Raw genomic sequence first — 16973 nt, 5'->3', positions numbered from 1 at the left:
CGCCGGTTCAGTCAATCACGGTTGCCGCCTGATGAGCCGAACGCGCCAGCCCCGGCCGTTGCTGCGACGGTCCGTCGCCGAGGCTGGCGCCTTCGGCTCGATGCATTCTCTGCTCTTGTCACGCGATCGCCCGGTGTCGGACGCTCTCGGTTTGCAGCAGTCGGGCCGCCAGCTCCGCGTTGAGCCGGTGCCCGCTGCGATAGGCCACGAAGTTTCCGACGATCCGCCGCCCCATGAGCGCCAAGTCGCCCAGCACGTCGAGCGCCTTGTGCCGCGCGCACTCGTTGGGAAATCGCAGTTTGTTTTGCACCGGCCGCTCGTCGTCGAACAGCAACAGGTCGCGGGGCGTGACCCGCAGCCCCAGCCCCTGTGCCCGCAATTCTTCCGCTTCTCGGATCCGCAAAAAAGTTCGGCAGGGAGCCAGTTCGCGGAAGAACGATTCGGGAGTCACGTGGATCGAGGCCGTCTGCCGGCCGATCGCCAGATCGTGCGGATAATCGAGTCGATACTCGATGCAGAGCCGTCCCTGACGATTGGGACTCGCTTCGATCCAGCAATTGCCGTGTTCGATCCGCACGGGGCGCACCACCTCGAACTTGCGGGCCGGTTTGTTCTGGGCGACGATTCCCGAGCCGAGAATCGCCTCGGCGAACCCCGCAGCCGAACCGTCGCAGCCCGGCATCTCGGCTTGGTCGACCCACACCTCGCAGTTGTCGATCTGCAGCCCGGCCAGCGTGGCAAGCACGTGCTCGACCATGGCCGCCTCGGCGCCGTTCTGCCGCAGGTTGGTGCGGCGGGGAACGTCGACGCGGTGCTCGGGGCGAACCGCGATTCGCGCGTGTCCTCCCAAGTCTGGCCGGACGAAGACAATCCCGCTGTCGACCGGGGCGGGTCGGAATTCGAGCCGCACGTCGGCTCCCGACCAGTACCCGAACCCGTAGACGACCGCGGGGCAGGCGAGCGTTTGTTGCAGACTCACGGCGGACATCGTCGCGCACTTTCAACCAGATGGAACTCAAGACGACCGCAAACAACGGCGCGGCGGCGAGGCATCGACGCCAGGGGCGGCGTCGACGCTCGCGATTCGGTTACCGCACAAGCGACTAGCGAACAGTCCGGGCGCCAGGCGCCTGAGCGGTCGGACCGCCCGCCGGGACGGCGCCGCGGCTCAGCAGGCCGATCACGTCGGGCGTGATGTCGATGCTGTTCTGATACACGATCGGCTGGTTGATCGCACGCAGGACGTCCTGGCGATTCTCGGTCGCAGCGACATCGTCGCCGTTGTAGCGGATCACAAGGCCGATGTTGTTGCTCGTGGCGTAGACGCGGACGGCGTTGGCCACCTCGCGGTAGGTCTGCATGTAGACCTCGGCCTCGCGCTCCATGAAGTCGCGGCGGATCGTACCCGCCTTGATGTTGAAGTCGGCCTTCTGCCGGGCCAGGTTTTCGTCGAGCTTCTTGAACTCGTCGCTGCTGGGCTGCAGCGTGTCGCGACGCTCTTCCATTTGCTGAATCCGGTCGCGATCGGCCTTGAGTTGGGCCTCGGCGCCCTCCATCTCCTTCTTCATCCCGTCCATGATCCCTTTGAACTTGGGATACTCTTTGAAGATGTAAGTGACGTCGACCACCGCGATGCCGTACTTGGCGGCGTTGGCGCCGTGGGGGTTCTGGGCCTGAGAGAAGCTCGCCCCGGTGAGGGCGACGGTGCAGGCGACGGCCGATACGAGCAGCTTTTTCACGTCAGCACTCCTTGCTGAAGATTGGTCGTCCTTGACCAAACGTTGTGGATTCCCGTCCGCGCTGTCGGCGGCGTTCCGCGGGGACGAGCAGCCGGACGACGGGGTTGGAAGCGGGGCGTATTGTGCAAACCGTCCCCGAACCCGGCAAGGCCAATTGAATCGTCCCAGCCGTCGCTGCCGAAACCGCGACGATCCCCCCCTTGCGACGGGGAAATCGCCGCGGCAGATTCCGCCGTCTCCAAGCTGCCGGCCATGTTCAAGCTTGCGAACAACGTGCAGGGCGGCGCGGCCCCACTTCTTTGCCTAACCGTCGTGTTCCGCCCCCCCAAGGCGTCCTAAGTCGTTCGCCTGTCGGCGCCTAGGGCGACAGGGACTGTTCTGCTAGCCGTTGCGGCGCTACAATCAGCGGTCCTTCTGGAACGTTTCGTCGCTGCGCGCGCCTCGCCGCCGCGGCGATCAAGGGCAGCATTCCGTTCCTCCTTGTCGAGCGAAAGTACCTACCCGCGTGGCATCGTTGTTCGTCATCCAGGGCCGCGACCAAGGGTCGCGGTTCCCGTTGGAGGAGTCTATCCACTCGATTGGTCGGACTCAGACCAATACGATCCGCTTGCATGACACCGAGGTGTCGCGCAACCACGCCGAATTGATCCGCCGCGGCGATTCCTACGTCCTTCGCGACACTGGCAGCAGCAACGGCACGTACGTCAACGGCCAAATGGTCGCCGAGCGGGCCCTGCTGACGGGCGATCAGATCCAGGTCGGCAGTTCGCTGCTCCTCTACACCGGGTTCCACGACGATGCCCCCGAGGACTTGGCCGATCTGGTGGACATCGTGCCGCTGGCGGGCGACCACGGCGGCTCGCGGATCGTCGCCTCGCTGAGCCAGACCGGCGGCAGCGAGTGGCTGATGCCCGACGCTCGCGGGTCGTCGAACCCGTTCATTTCGCAGGCCCGCAGCAACCTGCAAATCATGTATCGCACGGCGCTGGCCGTGAGCCACACGCTCGACATCGACCAGTTGCTCAAGCGGATCATGGACCTGATCTTCGACTGGGTCGACGCCGACCGCGGCTGCATCATGATGAAGAATCTCGAGACGGGCCGCCTCGATCCGAAAGTGCGCCGCCATCGACGCGGTTCGCAGGAAGAAAAGATCACGATCAGCAAGACGATCCTCGACTACGTGCAGGACCGTCGCGAGGGGGTCCTCACCAGCAACGCCCGCGACGACGCCCGCTGGGATCCGGCCCAAAGCATCGTCAATCTCGGCGTTCGCGAAGCGATTTGCGTGCCGATGCAGGGTCGCTACGACGTGGTGGGCGTGATCTACATCGACACGACCTCGACCCCCCAACGGGTTCTCGCCAACAAGTCGGCCAACCAGTTCACCGAGGAGCACCTGCGGTTGATGATCGCCATCGCCCATCAGGCGGCGCTGGCGGTCGAGGACACCTCCTACTACAAGGCCCTTGTCCAGGCGGAACGACTGGCGGCGGTGGGACAGGCGATCGCGTCGCTGTCGCACCATATCAAGAACATCCTGCAAGGGGTCCGCGGCGGCAGCTACCTCATCGAATTGGGCCTCAACGCCCACGACCGAGCGACGACCGAGGAGGGCGAAGCCGACGACGGCGACGCGGTGAGCGCCGTCGACACGATCCGCAAGGGCTGGGGGATCGTCGAACGCAATCAAGAGCGGATCTCCGCGCTGGTGCTCGACATGCTCACGTTCAGCAAAGAGCGCGAGCCCGAGCCGCAGCCGGCGAATCTCAACGAGGTCGCGGCCGACGTCGTCGAGCTAATGCAATCGCGCGCCGCCGACTTGGGGGTGGAACTGATCTATCAGCCGGACGAGCGAATGCCGCAGCTCATGTTCGACCCCGAGGGGCTTCACCGGGCGGTGCTCAACATCGTCACCAACGCGATCGACGCGTGCGACGAAGCCGAGTCGGGCCGGGTCTCGGTCTCGACCCGGTACGACGAACCGCTCGCAAAGGCGTTCGTCGTGGTCCAAGACAACGGCGCCGGGATCGCCCCCGACGACGTCGAGGCGATCTTCACCGCCTTCGTCTCGCGCAAGGGAGGCCGCGGCACGGGACTCGGCCTGCCGGTGTCGCGCAAAATCGTCGAAGAGCACGGCGGCCAGATCGCCGTCGCCAGCACGCTGGGCCACGGCAGTTGTTTCACCCTGGAACTCCCTGCCACTCTGGTCGACGACGACGCGGAAATCGACCCGCGCCTCCGCGCGACTCAGTCGATCCCGAACGAAGACGAGGGGGAGTAAGTTCCTGCCCGCCCGCTCTGCATGCTCTGCGACCGCTGCGCTTCCGCGTGAAGCGAAGCATTCATCAGCTAATGCGTCTTCGCAGCTTTCCTGCCCCGTCGTGCTCCCTTTGCGTCGTACTCAAGTGAGCTCACACGGCTTTCATGCGAACTGGCTCTTACCTTCCCCAGAAGAGGGGCGATCTCCCGCTCGCGGGGGGGCCGGTCCTCGGCTCGCTGCTAGCAACGCCCGGCTATCTCACTGAACTTCTGGCCGTCGGTTCGGATTGGCTGGCGCTCTGGGCGAAGTTTGTCGATTATTCCGGTTGTACGGACGGTCCCTGCGCGCCAGCGCGGGGCGAGCCGCTTCGTCGACCGGACTTGCTCGCCTGACTCGCTATGGTTTGCCAGCCACGAACCCGAACCTACGGGGCCCAGCGCCGCCGGGGCCTCGTGATCGCCGTGCTCGTCGCGGGCGCGGTCACGGCCGCTCGTGCGGAAGAACCTCAAGCCCCGCAGCCGGATGCGCGGGCGTACTACTTGGGCGAAGTCGATCCTGCGGCCCTCGAGGCGCGAATCCGTGCGGCCACAGGGGGCCGACCCGTCCAAGCGACCCTCGACGCGCGCAATAACCGACTGGTCGTGCGGGGAGACGAGCGACTCCATGCAGCGGTGGCGGGGGCGCTGCGCGAACTCGCCCAGGCCGCCCCCGCTCCTGCAAATCCTCCGGTGCGCGTCGCCCAGCTTGACGCCCGGCAACCAGCCAGTCCCCCCCCGGCCAACGGGGCGCCAGCGGCGGCTCCGGCGTCTGCCGCTCCCGAGGCGAAGTCCGCGGCTCAAAGCGCAACGTTGCGCCTCACGCAAATCTCTGCCGAGGACTTCCACGCCCGGCTCCAGACGACGTTCAATCGGCCGCTCCCGCTGCTCTCGGAACCGCGGAGCCAGTGGCTGCGGTTCGCAATCGAACTGCCCGGCGAACCGGCGGTCATGGCGGCGGTGGATCGCCAGACCGGAACGGTGCGGCTCGACGGCCGGCCCGAGCAACTTGCCGCGTGGCGTCGAATCGTCGAGGCGCTCGACGCGCCGAACGACCCGCAGGCGAATCCCGCGTACGTGGCCGTCGGCCCCCGCGCAGCGCCTCAGGTGCGCCAATCAGTCGCGATGCTGCTGGCTCAGAACACGACCGGCGGCGCGGGGCAGGCCCCGTCGGCCGACGCCGAGGGCGCGGCGGCGCTCACCAACTTGGCCGGGGCGCTGTTGGGTCCCGTGCAGGTCGAAAACATCGAGGGGACCGACATCTTCATCATCCGCGGCAATCCCCGCGACACCGAGAAGGTGCGCGAAGTGATCCGCCAGATCGAGGCCATGTCGCAGGTCGAGCCCCCCAAGGTGGCCGTCGTCTCCCTCAAGAACGCCGATGGCGTCGCCATGGCTGCACTGCTGAATCGAGCGTTCGGTCCGCCGACCACGGGGCCGACGCTGGCTTCGTACTACGGCACGCCGCTGGTGCTGCCGCTGAGCAATCCCAACGCGGTGTTCGTCGCCGCCGCGCCGCTGACGTTCGATCGGGTGATGGAAGTCATCCGCGAACTCGACCAGCAGCAAACCGAAGCCGGGTCGCAGTTCGAGATCTTCCGCCTCGAACGGGCCTCGGCCGAGGACATTGAGAACGTGCTCGAGGATCTGCTGGCGCTTGACGACGACGAGACGGCCACGTTGGGGGTCAAAGCCTTGGTCTTTGCCGACGCCCGGTCGAACTCGGTCCTGGTGCGGGCCGCTCCGCGGGCGATGGAAGAGGCGCGCCGGTTGATCCGCGAGCTTGATCAAGTCTCGGCGGCCTCGGCCGTGCTCAAGGTGTTTCCGGTCGAGAACGGCGACGCAGTCGCGTTGGTCGACACGCTGGAATCGCTGTTCGGGGCCGTCGATCAGGGGGACAACGCCCAGGCCGGGGTCTTCCAACTGCGCCTCAGCGTCGACGAACGGACCAACAGCATCATCGCCGCGGGGAGCCAGGAAGAACTGCTCGTGGTCGAGACGATCCTCCTGCGGCTCGACAGCGAGGAAGCTCGCCAGCGCCGCAATCAGGTCTACAAACTCAAGAACGCCAGCGCCGAGGACGTCGCCCTCTCCCTGCAGCAGTGGTTGCAGCAGGAACGGGACGTCCGCGAGACCGGCCCCGGCGTCGTGAGCCCCTTCACGCAGCTTGAGCGCGAGGTGGTCGTCGTCCCCGACATCGGTTCGAACAGCCTCATCGTGTCGGCCACGCCGCGGTACTACGACGAGATCGCGCGGATCATCGAACAACTCGACGAACAGGCGCCGATGGTCCTCATCCAGGTCCTCATCGGAGAGGTTCGGTTGGGGGACGCCGACGAATTCGGCGTCGAGTTGGGGTTGCAGGACTCGGCCCTGTTCGACCGCAGCCTGCTGGGGGACATCTCGAACATCACCACGACGACGCAAACGACCAGCGCCGGCGGGGCCGTGACCTCCGTCACGCAGCAATCGATCCAAAACGCGTCGCTGAATCCCGGGTACAACTTCGGCAATCCCCAGCAGGGAATCCCCAACTCGGGAAGCGATCGCTCGCTCGCCACGTCGGGCATCGTCGCGGCCCAGGGGCTCTCCAACTTCGCCGTCAATCGGCTCAATCCGGACCTCGGCTTCGGCGGCTTGGTCCTCTCGGCCAGCAGCGAAAGCGTGAGCATGCTGTTGCGGGCTCTGCAGGAGTCGCGGCGGCTTGAGGTGCTCAGCCGCCCGCAGATCATGGCCCTCAACAACCAGATCGGCCGGGCGTTCGTCGGCGAGATCGTCCCCTTCGTCACCGGGCAAACCGTGCCGGTGGTCGGTTCGTTTCCAATCAACCAAATCACGCGCGAACCGGTCGGCCTGCGATTGGAAGTGCGGCCGCGCATCAGCCCCGACGGGCTCGTGGTCATGGAGGTCTTCGCCGAAAAGAGCGAACTGGGCCGAATTGCCGACGGCGTGCCGGTGGGGTTCGCCCAAAACGGCGATCCGATCAACGTTCCCCGAGTCAACGCGACGCAAGCGCAAACCGTGGTCAGCGCCGTGAGCGGCCAGACCGTGGTCCTCAGCGGGCTGCTCACCAAGCGCGACGAGGCGATCCACCGCCGCGTACCGCTGCTGGCCGACATTCCGCTGTTGGGCAACCTGTTCCGGTACGACCTCAGCACCACCCGCCGGACCGAGCTGTTGATCATCCTCACTCCGCACATTGTCCGCTCGCGGTACGAATCGGAAATGCTCAAACAGACCGAGTCGGCTCGGATGAGTTGGTGCCTGTCGGACGTGGTCGACATGCACGGCCCCGCGGGATTGCGGAGCCGGCTCGACCCGCTGGGCGCCGCCGAGGCGCAGGCCGTCTACCCGGGAATGCCCGGGGCGACCGACGGGTTCGTCGCGCCCGAACTGGCCCCGCAGCCGGACGAGTACGTCGTCCCCCAGGAACAAATGCCGCCGCCGCGGTGAGATGAACGATTCCTCCGCGTCCACTGCAGCGGTTAACCAAGCGCGCACCAGATCCAGCCCCGACAAGTCCATGAACCGCACTCCACGATCGCTGCTTACGCTCGCTGTCGCCGGGCTCCTGGCGTGCTCGGCCGTCGGCTGCGCGACAAAGCAGAACGGCAAGTGGAAGTTCGCCTCCTGGGACGTGAAGCGCTCGCTCGGCATGAAATCGGACAAGCCCCCCGCGCCGCAGGTTCCCCAGCGGTTGATCGCCACCTGGGTCGACACGACCCTCCACACTGCGGGGCAGAAGCCCCAACGCGGGTTCGGCGGCCGGATCGTGTTTTTCGGACCGCAGGGGGAAGACTCGGTCCGCGTCGAGGGAGAGCTCGTCGTCTACGCCTTCGACGAGACCGAGCGCGAGCCGCATGAAACGCAACCGACCCGTCGCTACATCTTCCCCGTCGAGCAATTCGCCAAGCACGAGAGCCCGTCGCGATTCGGGCCGTCGTACAGCGTCTGGCTTCCCTGGGACGAAGTCGGCGGCGACCAACGACGCGTCAGCCTGATCGCCCGTTTCGAGCCGCAGGGGGGCCCGATGATCGTGAGCGAGCAGACCAACCATCTGCTCCCCGGCATCGTGCGGCCGGAACGGGCGATGGCTGACGCACCAGGGCGATACAATCCGCCGCCGACGGTCGCGGCCGGGGTGACGCAGGCCAGCTTCCAAGGAGAGGACGAGGCGGCCCTCGCCGGGGGCAAGCAGATCGAGCCGCTCAACCGGCGGCGCGCCACGACGATCGCCCTGCCGGAGAAGATGACCGAACGGCTAGCGACCGCGCAGCAGAACAGCCAGCGTGAACGGCTTGCTCGCATCCGCGCCGCGACCAATACGGGGCTGGCCGGTTCGACATCGCCTCAGTCGACAACCGCTCCGCCCGCGACAAGCGCCGCAACGGCGAAATCGCCTTCGTCCCCAGCCGAGCGACCGCAGGTGGGCCCCGCGGGGGCGCCGGTGGCCGAGGCGTGGGCCTGGCCGTCGGGACTGCCGACTACGGCGACAAATCGTCCTGCACACTAAGCAGGTTCTCGACCTCCGAGACTCCCGGCTCGATCGACGCGAGCTTCCCGACGAGCAGTTTGTCATGCTCCGTGGCGACCGTGCCGCGCAATGTCACCGTGCGGCCGACGATCTCGATCTCAGGGGTCGCCACGCCGCGGCGCGACAACACGTCGGTCAATCGCCGGTCGACCGCCCCCGCGGTGATCGCCGGGGACGGCGAGGCGACGTCGATCTCCGGCACGAGCGCCACCCGCGCCGGCGGCGGCTGACGTTGCCGCTCCTGCCAGCGACGGCGCTGATCGCGCATCTCGTTCAGGCTGTCGAGGGCGAAGTCAAACATCGCTCGGCGCCGATCGCCGCCGCTAAGGTTCTGGAACATCCCCTGGGCGTCCTGGGCGTCGTTCCCCACAAACCCGCGTTGTCCGCCGGGCCCCTGCTGCAGGCCCCCTTGCTGGAGCCCCCCTTGTTGGAGTCCTCCCTGTTGCATCCCGGGTTGCTGTTGCCCCGCGCCAAACCCGCCGCCAGAGTTGTTCTGCCCGATGCCGAAGCCCTGTTGGTTGAACTGGCTGTTGAGATTGTTTCCGCCCAAGGGGGCGCGGACCTGAGCGCTCGCCGGAGACGTGAGCACCGACCCGCCGCACGCGACCAACGCGACGACCAACAGGCGCACTCTAAGCAAACGTTGCATCACGAAACTCCCCTGACGGCCACGCGAACCGACTCGAAGCGGCCCGAACCGCTCGCGCGGGTCCGCATCTGCAAGTATACTCGACGCCTCGCCAAATGCCGCCATCGGCAGTCAATCCAAGGGAAATCGGCATCCCGCTCGTCCAGGTCTCCGCCGCCAGAAGGCAGTTTCGGAGAAACTGCCCTACGTAGGCCCGTTTCTCCGAAACGGGCGAGCGGCGCCGCACGGGCGCAGTCGACTCGACGCAACGACGATCCCCTCCGCATCCTGATGCGATCTCCGCGCCGCTGCGTGAGCGTTCTCCGGTAGAGATCCCATTTGCCAAATTGACGGGTGGCTGGGGTCGAACGAAGTGAGCCCCCAGCGGATTCCCTGGGGGCTCCGCTGCGCTGCGACCCCAGCCACCCTACCAAGGGCGCAAACGGTATCACGACCCGTCCTCCTCGCTGGTCGACTTTCGCCTCGTGATTCGCTAAACTCGCACCCTCTCGCCAAGCCGCCCGGCGAGAGCGTCGACTTGCCGAATTCCCCCGCGAGCGTTGCGTTATGAGCGTCGTCGCCCTGATCGACCATGCCGTCCTGCATCCGACCCAGACCGACGACGATCTCCGGGCCGCCTGCGCCATGTGCGTCGAGGTCGGCGCGGCGAGCGTCTGCGTGAAGCCGTCGATGGCGCCGCTGGCCGCCGAGTTGCTCGCCGGGTCGCGGGTCGTCCCCAGCACGGTCATCGGATTTCCCCACGGCGGCACGAGCACCGGCGCCAAGGTGCGCGAGACGGAGATCGCCGTCGCCGAAGGCGCCAAGGAAGTCGACATGGTCGTCAACCTCGGCCGGGCACTGGCTGGCGATTGGACGTTCGTCGAGGCGGACATTCGCGCCGTGGTCGAAGCGGCTCGCGCCGGCGGGGCGATCACCAAGGTGATCTTCGAAACCGGGTTGCTGCCGACCGACGATCTCAAGATCAAGCTGTGCGAGGCGAGCGAGCGGGCCGGCGCCGCGTTCGTGAAGACTTCGACCGGGTTCGGAATGATCAAGGGCGAAGGGGGCGCGATGTACGCCACCGGCGCCACCGAGCACGACATCGCGCTGATGCGGGCCCACTGCAGCGAGCGGGTCCAGGTGAAGGCCTCGGGGGGGATTCGCTCGCTGGCCGACGCCCAGCGGTTCGTCGCCCTGGGCGCCACGCGATTGGGCACCAGCGCCACCCAAGTGATCGCCGACGCCGAGCGCACCGGCGACGCGGGGGCGACCTCGCAGAGCAGTTACTGAATCTTGCAGCGCCGACGCCCCGCTAAGCCGCATGCGTGAGACGTGCGGGCCGGTTGCGAGTTCGGCCGATATTGCGCTGGAGTTTTTATCCTACCTTCCCCTCTCCGCCTGCCCCTTTCATCCGCCGCCATGCTCGAGTTGTACGACCAAATCGCCGCCGCGACCGCCAAGATTCGCGAACTCTGGCCCCACAAGCCCTTGGCCGGGGTGATCCTGGGAACCGGGCTGGGCAATCTCGCCAGCGAGGTGCAGAACGCCGTCACGATCGACTACGGCGATATTCCCCACTTCCCGCGCTCGACGGCGACCAGCCACCGCGGCCGGCTCGTGTGCGGCACGCTGGGGGGGCGCCCGGTCGTGGCGATGGAAGGGCGTTTTCACCAGTACGAAGGTTACCCCCTGAGCCAGATCACCTTGCCGGTGCGCGTGTTCAAAGCGCTGGGGGCAAACCTGCTGGTCGTGTCGCAGGCGGTGGGAGGGATGAATCCGCAGTACCGCGCCGGCGACGTGATGATCATCGACGATCACATCAACCTGATGGGGGACAACCCGCTGGTGGGGATCAACGACGATCGGCTCGGTCCGCGGTTCCCCGACATGAGCGTCCCCTACGCCCCCGAGTTGATCGAGGCGGGATTGGCGATCGCGCGGCGCGAGGACTTCGTCGCCCACCGCGGCGTGACGGTCGCCGTCACCGGACCGAACCTGGAGACCCGAGCCGAGTACCGCTTCCTGCGGGCGATCGGCGCCGATGTCGTCGGCATGTCGACCGTCCCCGAGGCGATCGTCGCCGTCCACAGCGGCATGCGGATCTTCGGCTTGTCGGTGATCACCGACATGTGTCTGCCCGACGCCCTCAAGCCGGCCGACGTCGCCGAGATTATCGCCGTGGCCAACGGCGCCGAGCCGAAGCTGCGCGCCTTGGTGTTGGGGATCCTCGAGTACGAGGCCGCCCGGTCATGATCCGCTTAGCTGCAACGATCGCTGAATCGGCCTCGGCCGTCCGTCGGCACTGGGACGCGACCCCCGTGGCCGGGATCATCCTGGGAAGCGGGCTGGGGGGGCTCGCGAGCGAGATCGACGCGGCAGCGACGATCGCCTACGGCGACATTCCCCACTTCCCCAAATCGACCGCCGTGGGACACGCCGGCCGGCTGGTCTGCGGCATGCTCGCAGGGAAGCCGGTCGTCGCATTCCAGGGGCGATTCCACCTGTACGAAGGGTGGTCGGCCGAGCAGGCGTCGCTGCCGGTGCGGCTGATGAAGGCCCTCGGCGCCGAGGCGCTGGTGGTCAGCAATGCGGCGGGGGGGCTCAATCCGCAGTTTCGCGTCGGAGACGTGATGCTGATCGACGACCAAATCAACTTGATGTTCGCCAACCCGTTGGTGGGAGTGAACGACGACGCCCTCGGGCCGCGGTTCCCCGACATGTGTGCGCCGTACGATCCGCTGTTGCAGGAAGTTGCGGCGACAGTGGCTCTCGAACACAAGTTCCCGCTCCGCCGCGGCGTGTACGTCGGCATGCTGGGCCCCACATACGAGACGCGGAGCGAGTACCGCATGTGCCGCACGATCGGCGGCGACGCGGTGGGCATGTCGACCGTTCCCGAGGTGGTCGCCGCCATCCACGCCGGGATGCGCGTGCTGGGGATCTCGACGATCACCAACGTCGGCTCCCCCGACGCCCTGGGCGAAACGACCGCCCACGACGTGTTGAACGCGGCGGCGACCGCCGCCGACAAGCTCGCCGCGATCGTCCGGGGCGTGGTTCGATCGCTCTGACTTCGATTTCCTCGCGCAAGGGCGCCAAGACGCAATGAGGCGCCTCGCACAGTCCCCTCGCGACGGAGCGTGTGACGGCAAGAACGATACGTCGCTTCACGTCCTTGACGCGAGATTCCTGTTTTCCGCCAGCAAGACGAGTACGCGATGAACCCGGTTTGGATCATCGAGAAGAAACGCGATGGGCACGAACTTTCGTCCGAGGAGATCGCGGCGATCGTCGCCGGGTTTGCGCGGGGGGACGTTCCCGACTACCAGATGGCGGCGTTCGCGATGGCCGTCTTTCTGCGGGGGATGACGACCGACGAAATCGCCAGCCTGACCGATCACATGCTCGCTTCCGGCGCCCGATTCGAGTGGACCGACGGCGACGCCCCCATGGTCGACAAACATTCGACCGGCGGGATCGGCGACAAAGTGTCGCTGCCGCTCGCCCCGATGCTCGCTTGCTGCGGACTGGGCGTGCCGATGATCTCCGGCCGCGGCCTGGGCGCCACGGGCGGCACGCTCGACAAGCTCGAGGCGATCCCCGGATTCCGTACGGATCTGTCGATGGACGAGATGCGCCGCGTGGTGCGCGAGGTCGGTTGCGTCATCAGCGGCGCCACCGTGGATCTGGTCCCCGCGGATCGCAAACTGTACGCCCTGCGCGACGTGACCGGCGCCGTGCCGTCGATCCCGCTGATCACCGCGAGCATCATGAGCAAAAAGCTCGCCGAGGGGCTCGCCGCCCTGGTGCTCGACGTGAAGTGCGGCAGCGGGGCGTTCATGAAGACCCCGGAGCTGGCCCGAGAACTCGCCCAGTCGCTGGTCAACACCGGCCAGCGCATGGGCGTAGCCACGACGGCGATCGTCACCGACATGAACCAGCCCCTGGGCCGGATGGCGGGCAACGCGGTCGAGGTCGACGAGTCCGTTGCGGCGCTCGAGGGCCGGGGGCCGGCCGATTTGATGACCGCGACGCTCGAACTGGGCGCCGACCTGCTGGTCTCGACCGGGACGGCCGACCGCGCTGCGGCGCTCGCCCGACTGCAGGCGACGATCGACTCCGGCGCCGCGCGGGAGAAGTTCGCCGAGATGGTCGCGGCCCAGGGGGGAAATCTCGACGCCCCGCGGCCAATCGCCCCGGCGGAAGACGTGCTCGCCCCGCACGCCGGCTACGTCGCTGCGACGAACGCCGAACAGCTCGGCCGGGCCGTGATTGCGATGAAGGGAGGCAGGCAGGTTCAGGGCGAGACGCTCGACTTTTCCACCGGGTTCGAGATGCTCGTGCGAATCGGCGACCGCGTCGACGCCGGGCAACCGCTGGCGAAGTTGTTCTGCCACGATCACCAGCGCGAGTCCGTCGCCGCGATGCTCGCCGCAGCGATCACGCTGAGCGACGCCCCCGTAGCGCCGCTTCCGCTGATCCTGGAGCGAATCGGCTAGGACTTCGATAAGATCGAGTCTCTCGTGTCGGGAACGGCATGGCCGTCCGGCTCGAGAGAGAGCAGGTTCGATTGATTGCGGCTTGACTGATGTCGTCGTCTTACGAGGAGGCTCCGCCGTGTCGCAGGAACTGATCGACGCCGCCCGCGCCGCGGGCGCTCACGCCCACGCCCCGTACTCGCACTTTCACGTCGGCGCCGCGGTCGAAACGGCCGACGGACGCGTGTTCGTCGGCTGCAATGTCGAGAACGCTTCGTACGGCCTGACGATCTGCGCCGAGCGCGGAGCGATCTGCTCCGCAGTCGCCGCCGGGGCGACGCAGATCAAGCGGGTGGCCGTCGTCGCCCCCGGGGCGCCCTCTCCCTGCGGGGCCTGCCGGCAGGTCCTCGCCGAATTCGGCCCCGCGATGGAGGTGATCCTCGCCGACGCCGACGACGTCGCCCGAGTCCGTACCACGACGCTCGACAAGCTGCTCCCCGATCAGTTCGTGTTCACCGGCGAGTAGTCGACGCTCGCGGCCTCGCAACATCGCGCGTGCTGGCGCCGCTGGCTAGCCGATCGGGATTGGGCTTCGCCGGGCTGTGGCCGGGCCCTACGATTCGCGACTTCCCGCTCGCCCCGCGCGTGGTCCCGATGCCGCTTTCGCGATCAATTCGCTCGCCCCGGCGCCGCGCTGCGCTCTTTGCGGCGGTTGCGATTGCGCTCGTCGGCTGCGGCGGCAAGCTGCTGGCACGCAAGCCCCCCTGGCGGGAAACCGCGACGGGGCCCCGGCCGATCGCCACCGCTGGACAGCTCGTTTTCTTCGGCGACGCGCCGCTCGATCGCGGCCGACGGTTGCTCGATGAGTTGGCCGCTCAGCGGACCGTGATCGCCGATCGGCTCGCGCTCCCGATGGTCGATCGCCGGGTGCACGTCTACCTGTACGCCGATGAGGAGACCTATCGCCGCGAGATGAAGGCGCGGTTCCCCGACTTCCAGGACCGCCGAGCGATCTTCGTCGACGATCGTCGCGAGCTGGCCGTCTACGCCCACTGGAGCGAGCTTGTGGCCGACGACCTGCGCCACGAAGTCGCCCACGGGCATCTCCACGCCGCCGTGCCGAACTTGCCGTTGTGGCTCGACGAGGGGCTCGCCGAGTTCTTCGAGGTCGGCGCCGCGCGGCGAGGGCTCAACCAACCGCACGTCGATTACCTGTTGGGGCAGCTCGACGCGGGGGGCTGGCGCCCGCGGCTGGCTCGTCTCGAAACGCTCGACTCGGCCGCGGAGATGTCGCGGCTCGACTACGCCGAGTCGTGGCTGTGGGTCCACTTCCTGTTGGAGTCGGAGGGGAACAAGTCGGCCGTGCTGACCGACTACCTCGCCGAACTGCAAATGAGCGGAACCCCGCTGCCGCTGAGCGATCACCTTGCCCGCCGCCTGGGGCGCCCGGACGCGGCGGTCGTCGAGCACCTCCGGTCGTTGGGGCCGTGAAGAGAGCCGCTGGACCGGCAGCAACGACAAGCGGAGCAGGGTATTCGCAAGCCCCGGCTCCGGTCGCCGCGGCGAACTCTGCGAACTGCGGCATTGCCTACATCACGCTGTTGATCACGCCCATGTACTGCGAGTAGATCCGGAAGATCAGCACGATGATCAGTATGGCCACGCCCAACCACAGCGCGTAGCCGAACAGTTGGGCCAGCAGGCCCAGCGCCGCGGCGGCCCGCTCTTGGTACTCGCGCGACTGGCGGCGCATCGTCTCGACAAGCGAACCCGACTCCTCGCCCACGGCGATCGCGTCCAACAAATCGCGGGGCAGGACGCCGGTCCGGGAGAACGCCTGATGAAGCGTCGCTCCGCCCTGAACGCTACGGGTCACGTCCGAGCCGTGTTTGGCGTAGTACTCGTTTCCCGTCGCATCGAGCGCCAACGGCAGCGCGCTGCGGAGATCCATCGGGGTGTCGAACAACAACTGCAGCGCCCAGGTCAGCCGCGCCAGGGCGAGCGTCTTGAGCGCCCCGCCGATGACAGGCAGCCGCAGGGCCCATTGCTGCACGCCGCGGGTCCAGAGCATGCCTCGCCGCGCCGACTCGAGGATCAGGAGCGCCGCGATGCCCGTGACCATCAGAATGTTCAGATATACGATCAGTCCCGAGTTCCCCACGAGCCCCAGGCCGAGCATGTCGAACTGCGTCCCCGAACTTGTCTTGTTGACCGGCAGGATTCCCATGATCCAGATCAACAGCCCCACGACGAACAGGGCCATGCCGAGCTGAAACGCCGGCCAGGCGAGCCGCTGCAGCAACTCGCGGCGAGCGGCAAGCGTGCGGTCGTAGTGCTCGGCAAGCTGCTTGTAAGTGCGGTCGAGATTGCCGCTCGTTTCCCCCACGGCGACCATCTGGCGAAACAGCGGCGGGAAATAATCGCCCGCGGCGGCGAGCGCCTCGGGAATCGCCTGCCCGCGGGCCAGTCGTTCGGCCACGGCGGCCACGCGCGCTTGCTGGGCGGAGCCCCCGCGCTCGGATTCGCTCTGCCAGATTCGCCGGTCCTCCAGCCCCGCCGCGGTCGCCGTCGCCAGTCGATGGCACAACTGGGCAAGCGGCTTCAAACGAATGCGGGGGGAAAAGAACATAGGGGGAGGGACGGCGAGAAGGGGGCGGTCAGGATCTGCAAGTGTCAATCAAGCTGCTGGGAAACTGTATCAACCGGCGGCAACGTCCCTCGCTACTCCCCGATATCCTCGTTCCACAACTCCGGTCGGGCGGCGATGAACTCCTCCATCAGGCGAACGCACTCGGGGTCGTCGACGATCTCAAGCGTCACCCCGCGGCTGCGAACGTACTCCTCGGGGCCCTGAAACGTGCGGTTCTCGCCGATCACGATCCGCGGAATCCCGTACAACAACGCCGTGCCGCTGCACATGTCGCAGGGGGACAGGGTCGAGTAGAGCACGGCCCGACGGTAGTCGGCCGCTTTGAGCCGGCCGGCGTTTTCCAGGCAGTCCATTTCGGCGTGCAGGATGGCGCTCCCCCGCTGGACACGACGATTATGCCCGCGGCCGACGATCGCCCCGTCAATCACCAGGACCGAGCCGATGGGGATGCCCCCCTCGGCCAGCCCCAGGCGGGCCTCGTCAATCGCGGCTTGCAGAAACGGATCGAGCATGGGAGAGGTCAGGAGCAAGCGGTCGGAGATTCAGTAAGCGGACGATCGATTTCCATCAGCCAATAAAGCGAGCCGCGGCGTCCCCGCCCGCGGCGCCCCGCGACAGCACCGCGCCGCAAAACCGTCAAATCGCG

General features: G+C 67.2%; 14 protein-coding genes. 9 read left to right on the top strand and 5 right to left on the bottom strand.

Annotated elements, in window-relative coordinates; translation table 11 throughout:
• Positions 1–118 precede the first annotated feature (118 nt).
• Together lpxC and KF688_05780 are read right to left on the bottom strand one after the other, a co-directional pair.
• A complete protein-coding gene (gene lpxC, locus KF688_05785) occupies positions 119–973 on the bottom strand; it encodes a UDP-3-O-[3-hydroxymyristoyl] N-acetylglucosamine deacetylase (protein MBX3425171.1) in 855 nt (284 codons plus the stop codon).
• Positions 974–1103: 130 nt separating this feature from the next.
• The gene (locus tag KF688_05780; GenBank protein MBX3425170.1) at positions 1104–1739 is read right to left on the bottom strand and encodes an OmpH family outer membrane protein; all 636 of its coding nucleotides are present in this window, start codon (positions 1737–1739) and stop codon (positions 1104–1106) included.
• A gap of 505 nt (positions 1740–2244) precedes the next feature.
• On the opposite strand from KF688_05780, the gene KF688_05775 reads away from it, so the two are divergent.
• The 3 genes from KF688_05775 to KF688_05765 all read left to right on the top strand — a co-directional run bounded on the left by KF688_05775 (position 2245) and on the right by KF688_05765 (position 8550).
• Positions 2245–4023 carry an FHA domain-containing protein gene (locus KF688_05775; GenBank protein MBX3425169.1) on the top strand — a complete coding sequence of 593 codons (1779 nt, stop codon included), beginning with the start codon at positions 2245–2247 and terminating at the stop codon, positions 4021–4023.
• A 377-nt stretch (positions 4024–4400) separates the two neighbouring features.
• Positions 4401–7490 (top strand): hypothetical protein, encoded by a 3090-nt coding sequence (locus KF688_05770; protein MBX3425168.1) that lies wholly within the window; start codon positions 4401–4403, stop codon positions 7488–7490.
• A 70-nt stretch (positions 7491–7560) separates the two neighbouring features.
• Entirely contained in the window at positions 7561–8550 is a 990-nt protein-coding gene (locus KF688_05765) for a hypothetical protein (GenBank protein ID MBX3425167.1), read from the top strand.
• On the opposite strand, the gene KF688_05760 is transcribed toward KF688_05765, so the two are convergent.
• On the bottom strand, positions 8522–9220 hold the full coding sequence (locus tag KF688_05760; GenBank protein ID MBX3425166.1) for a hypothetical protein: 699 nt from the start codon (positions 9218–9220) through the stop codon (positions 8522–8524). The two genes, KF688_05765 and KF688_05760, sit on opposite strands and share 29 nt — an antisense overlap.
• A 546-nt stretch (positions 9221–9766) precedes the next feature.
• Between KF688_05760 and deoC the strand changes: the two genes are divergently transcribed.
• The 6 genes from deoC (at position 9767) to KF688_05730 (ending at position 15168) form a co-directional block, all read left to right on the top strand.
• Positions 9767–10489, top strand: a complete 723-nt coding sequence (gene deoC / locus KF688_05755; protein MBX3425165.1) for a deoxyribose-phosphate aldolase — start codon at positions 9767–9769, stop codon at positions 10487–10489.
• A gap of 129 nt (positions 10490–10618) precedes the next feature.
• Positions 10619–11452, top strand: a complete 834-nt coding sequence (locus KF688_05750; protein MBX3425164.1) for a purine-nucleoside phosphorylase — start codon at positions 10619–10621, stop codon at positions 11450–11452.
• Complete coding sequence (locus KF688_05745; protein MBX3425163.1) at positions 11449–12270, top strand: purine-nucleoside phosphorylase; 822 nt, start codon at positions 11449–11451, stop codon at positions 12268–12270. The genes KF688_05750 and KF688_05745 overlap by 4 nt, the downstream gene beginning before the upstream one ends.
• Before the next feature lie 147 nt (positions 12271–12417).
• Entirely contained in the window at positions 12418–13698 is a 1281-nt protein-coding gene (locus KF688_05740) for a thymidine phosphorylase (GenBank protein MBX3425162.1), read from the top strand.
• A gap of 70 nt (positions 13699–13768) precedes the next feature.
• Positions 13769–14203: a cytidine deaminase gene (locus KF688_05735; protein ID MBX3425161.1), complete on the top strand. Its 435-nt coding sequence runs from the start codon at positions 13769–13771 to the stop codon at positions 14201–14203.
• Between the two features lie 128 nt (positions 14204–14331).
• On the top strand, positions 14332–15168 hold the full coding sequence (locus tag KF688_05730) for a hypothetical protein (GenBank protein ID MBX3425160.1): 837 nt from the start codon (positions 14332–14334) through the stop codon (positions 15166–15168).
• Positions 15169–15265: 97 nt separating this feature from the next.
• Here the strand turns inward: KF688_05730 and KF688_05725 are convergent, their stop codons facing one another.
• Positions 15266–16306 carry a type II secretion system F family protein gene (locus KF688_05725; protein MBX3425159.1) on the bottom strand — a complete coding sequence of 347 codons (1041 nt, stop codon included), beginning with the start codon at positions 16304–16306 and terminating at the stop codon, positions 15266–15268.
• Positions 16307–16398: 92 nt separating this feature from the next.
• Entirely contained in the window at positions 16399–16839 is a 441-nt protein-coding gene (locus KF688_05720; protein MBX3425158.1) for a nucleoside deaminase, read from the bottom strand.
• Positions 16840–16973 lie beyond the last annotated feature (134 nt).

The sequence above is a fragment of the Pirellulales bacterium genome, from assembly GCA_019636345.1.
In the GTDB taxonomy this organism is placed as follows: domain Bacteria; phylum Planctomycetota; class Planctomycetia; order Pirellulales; family Lacipirellulaceae.
This window is presented reverse-complemented; position numbering and strand designations above follow the sequence as displayed.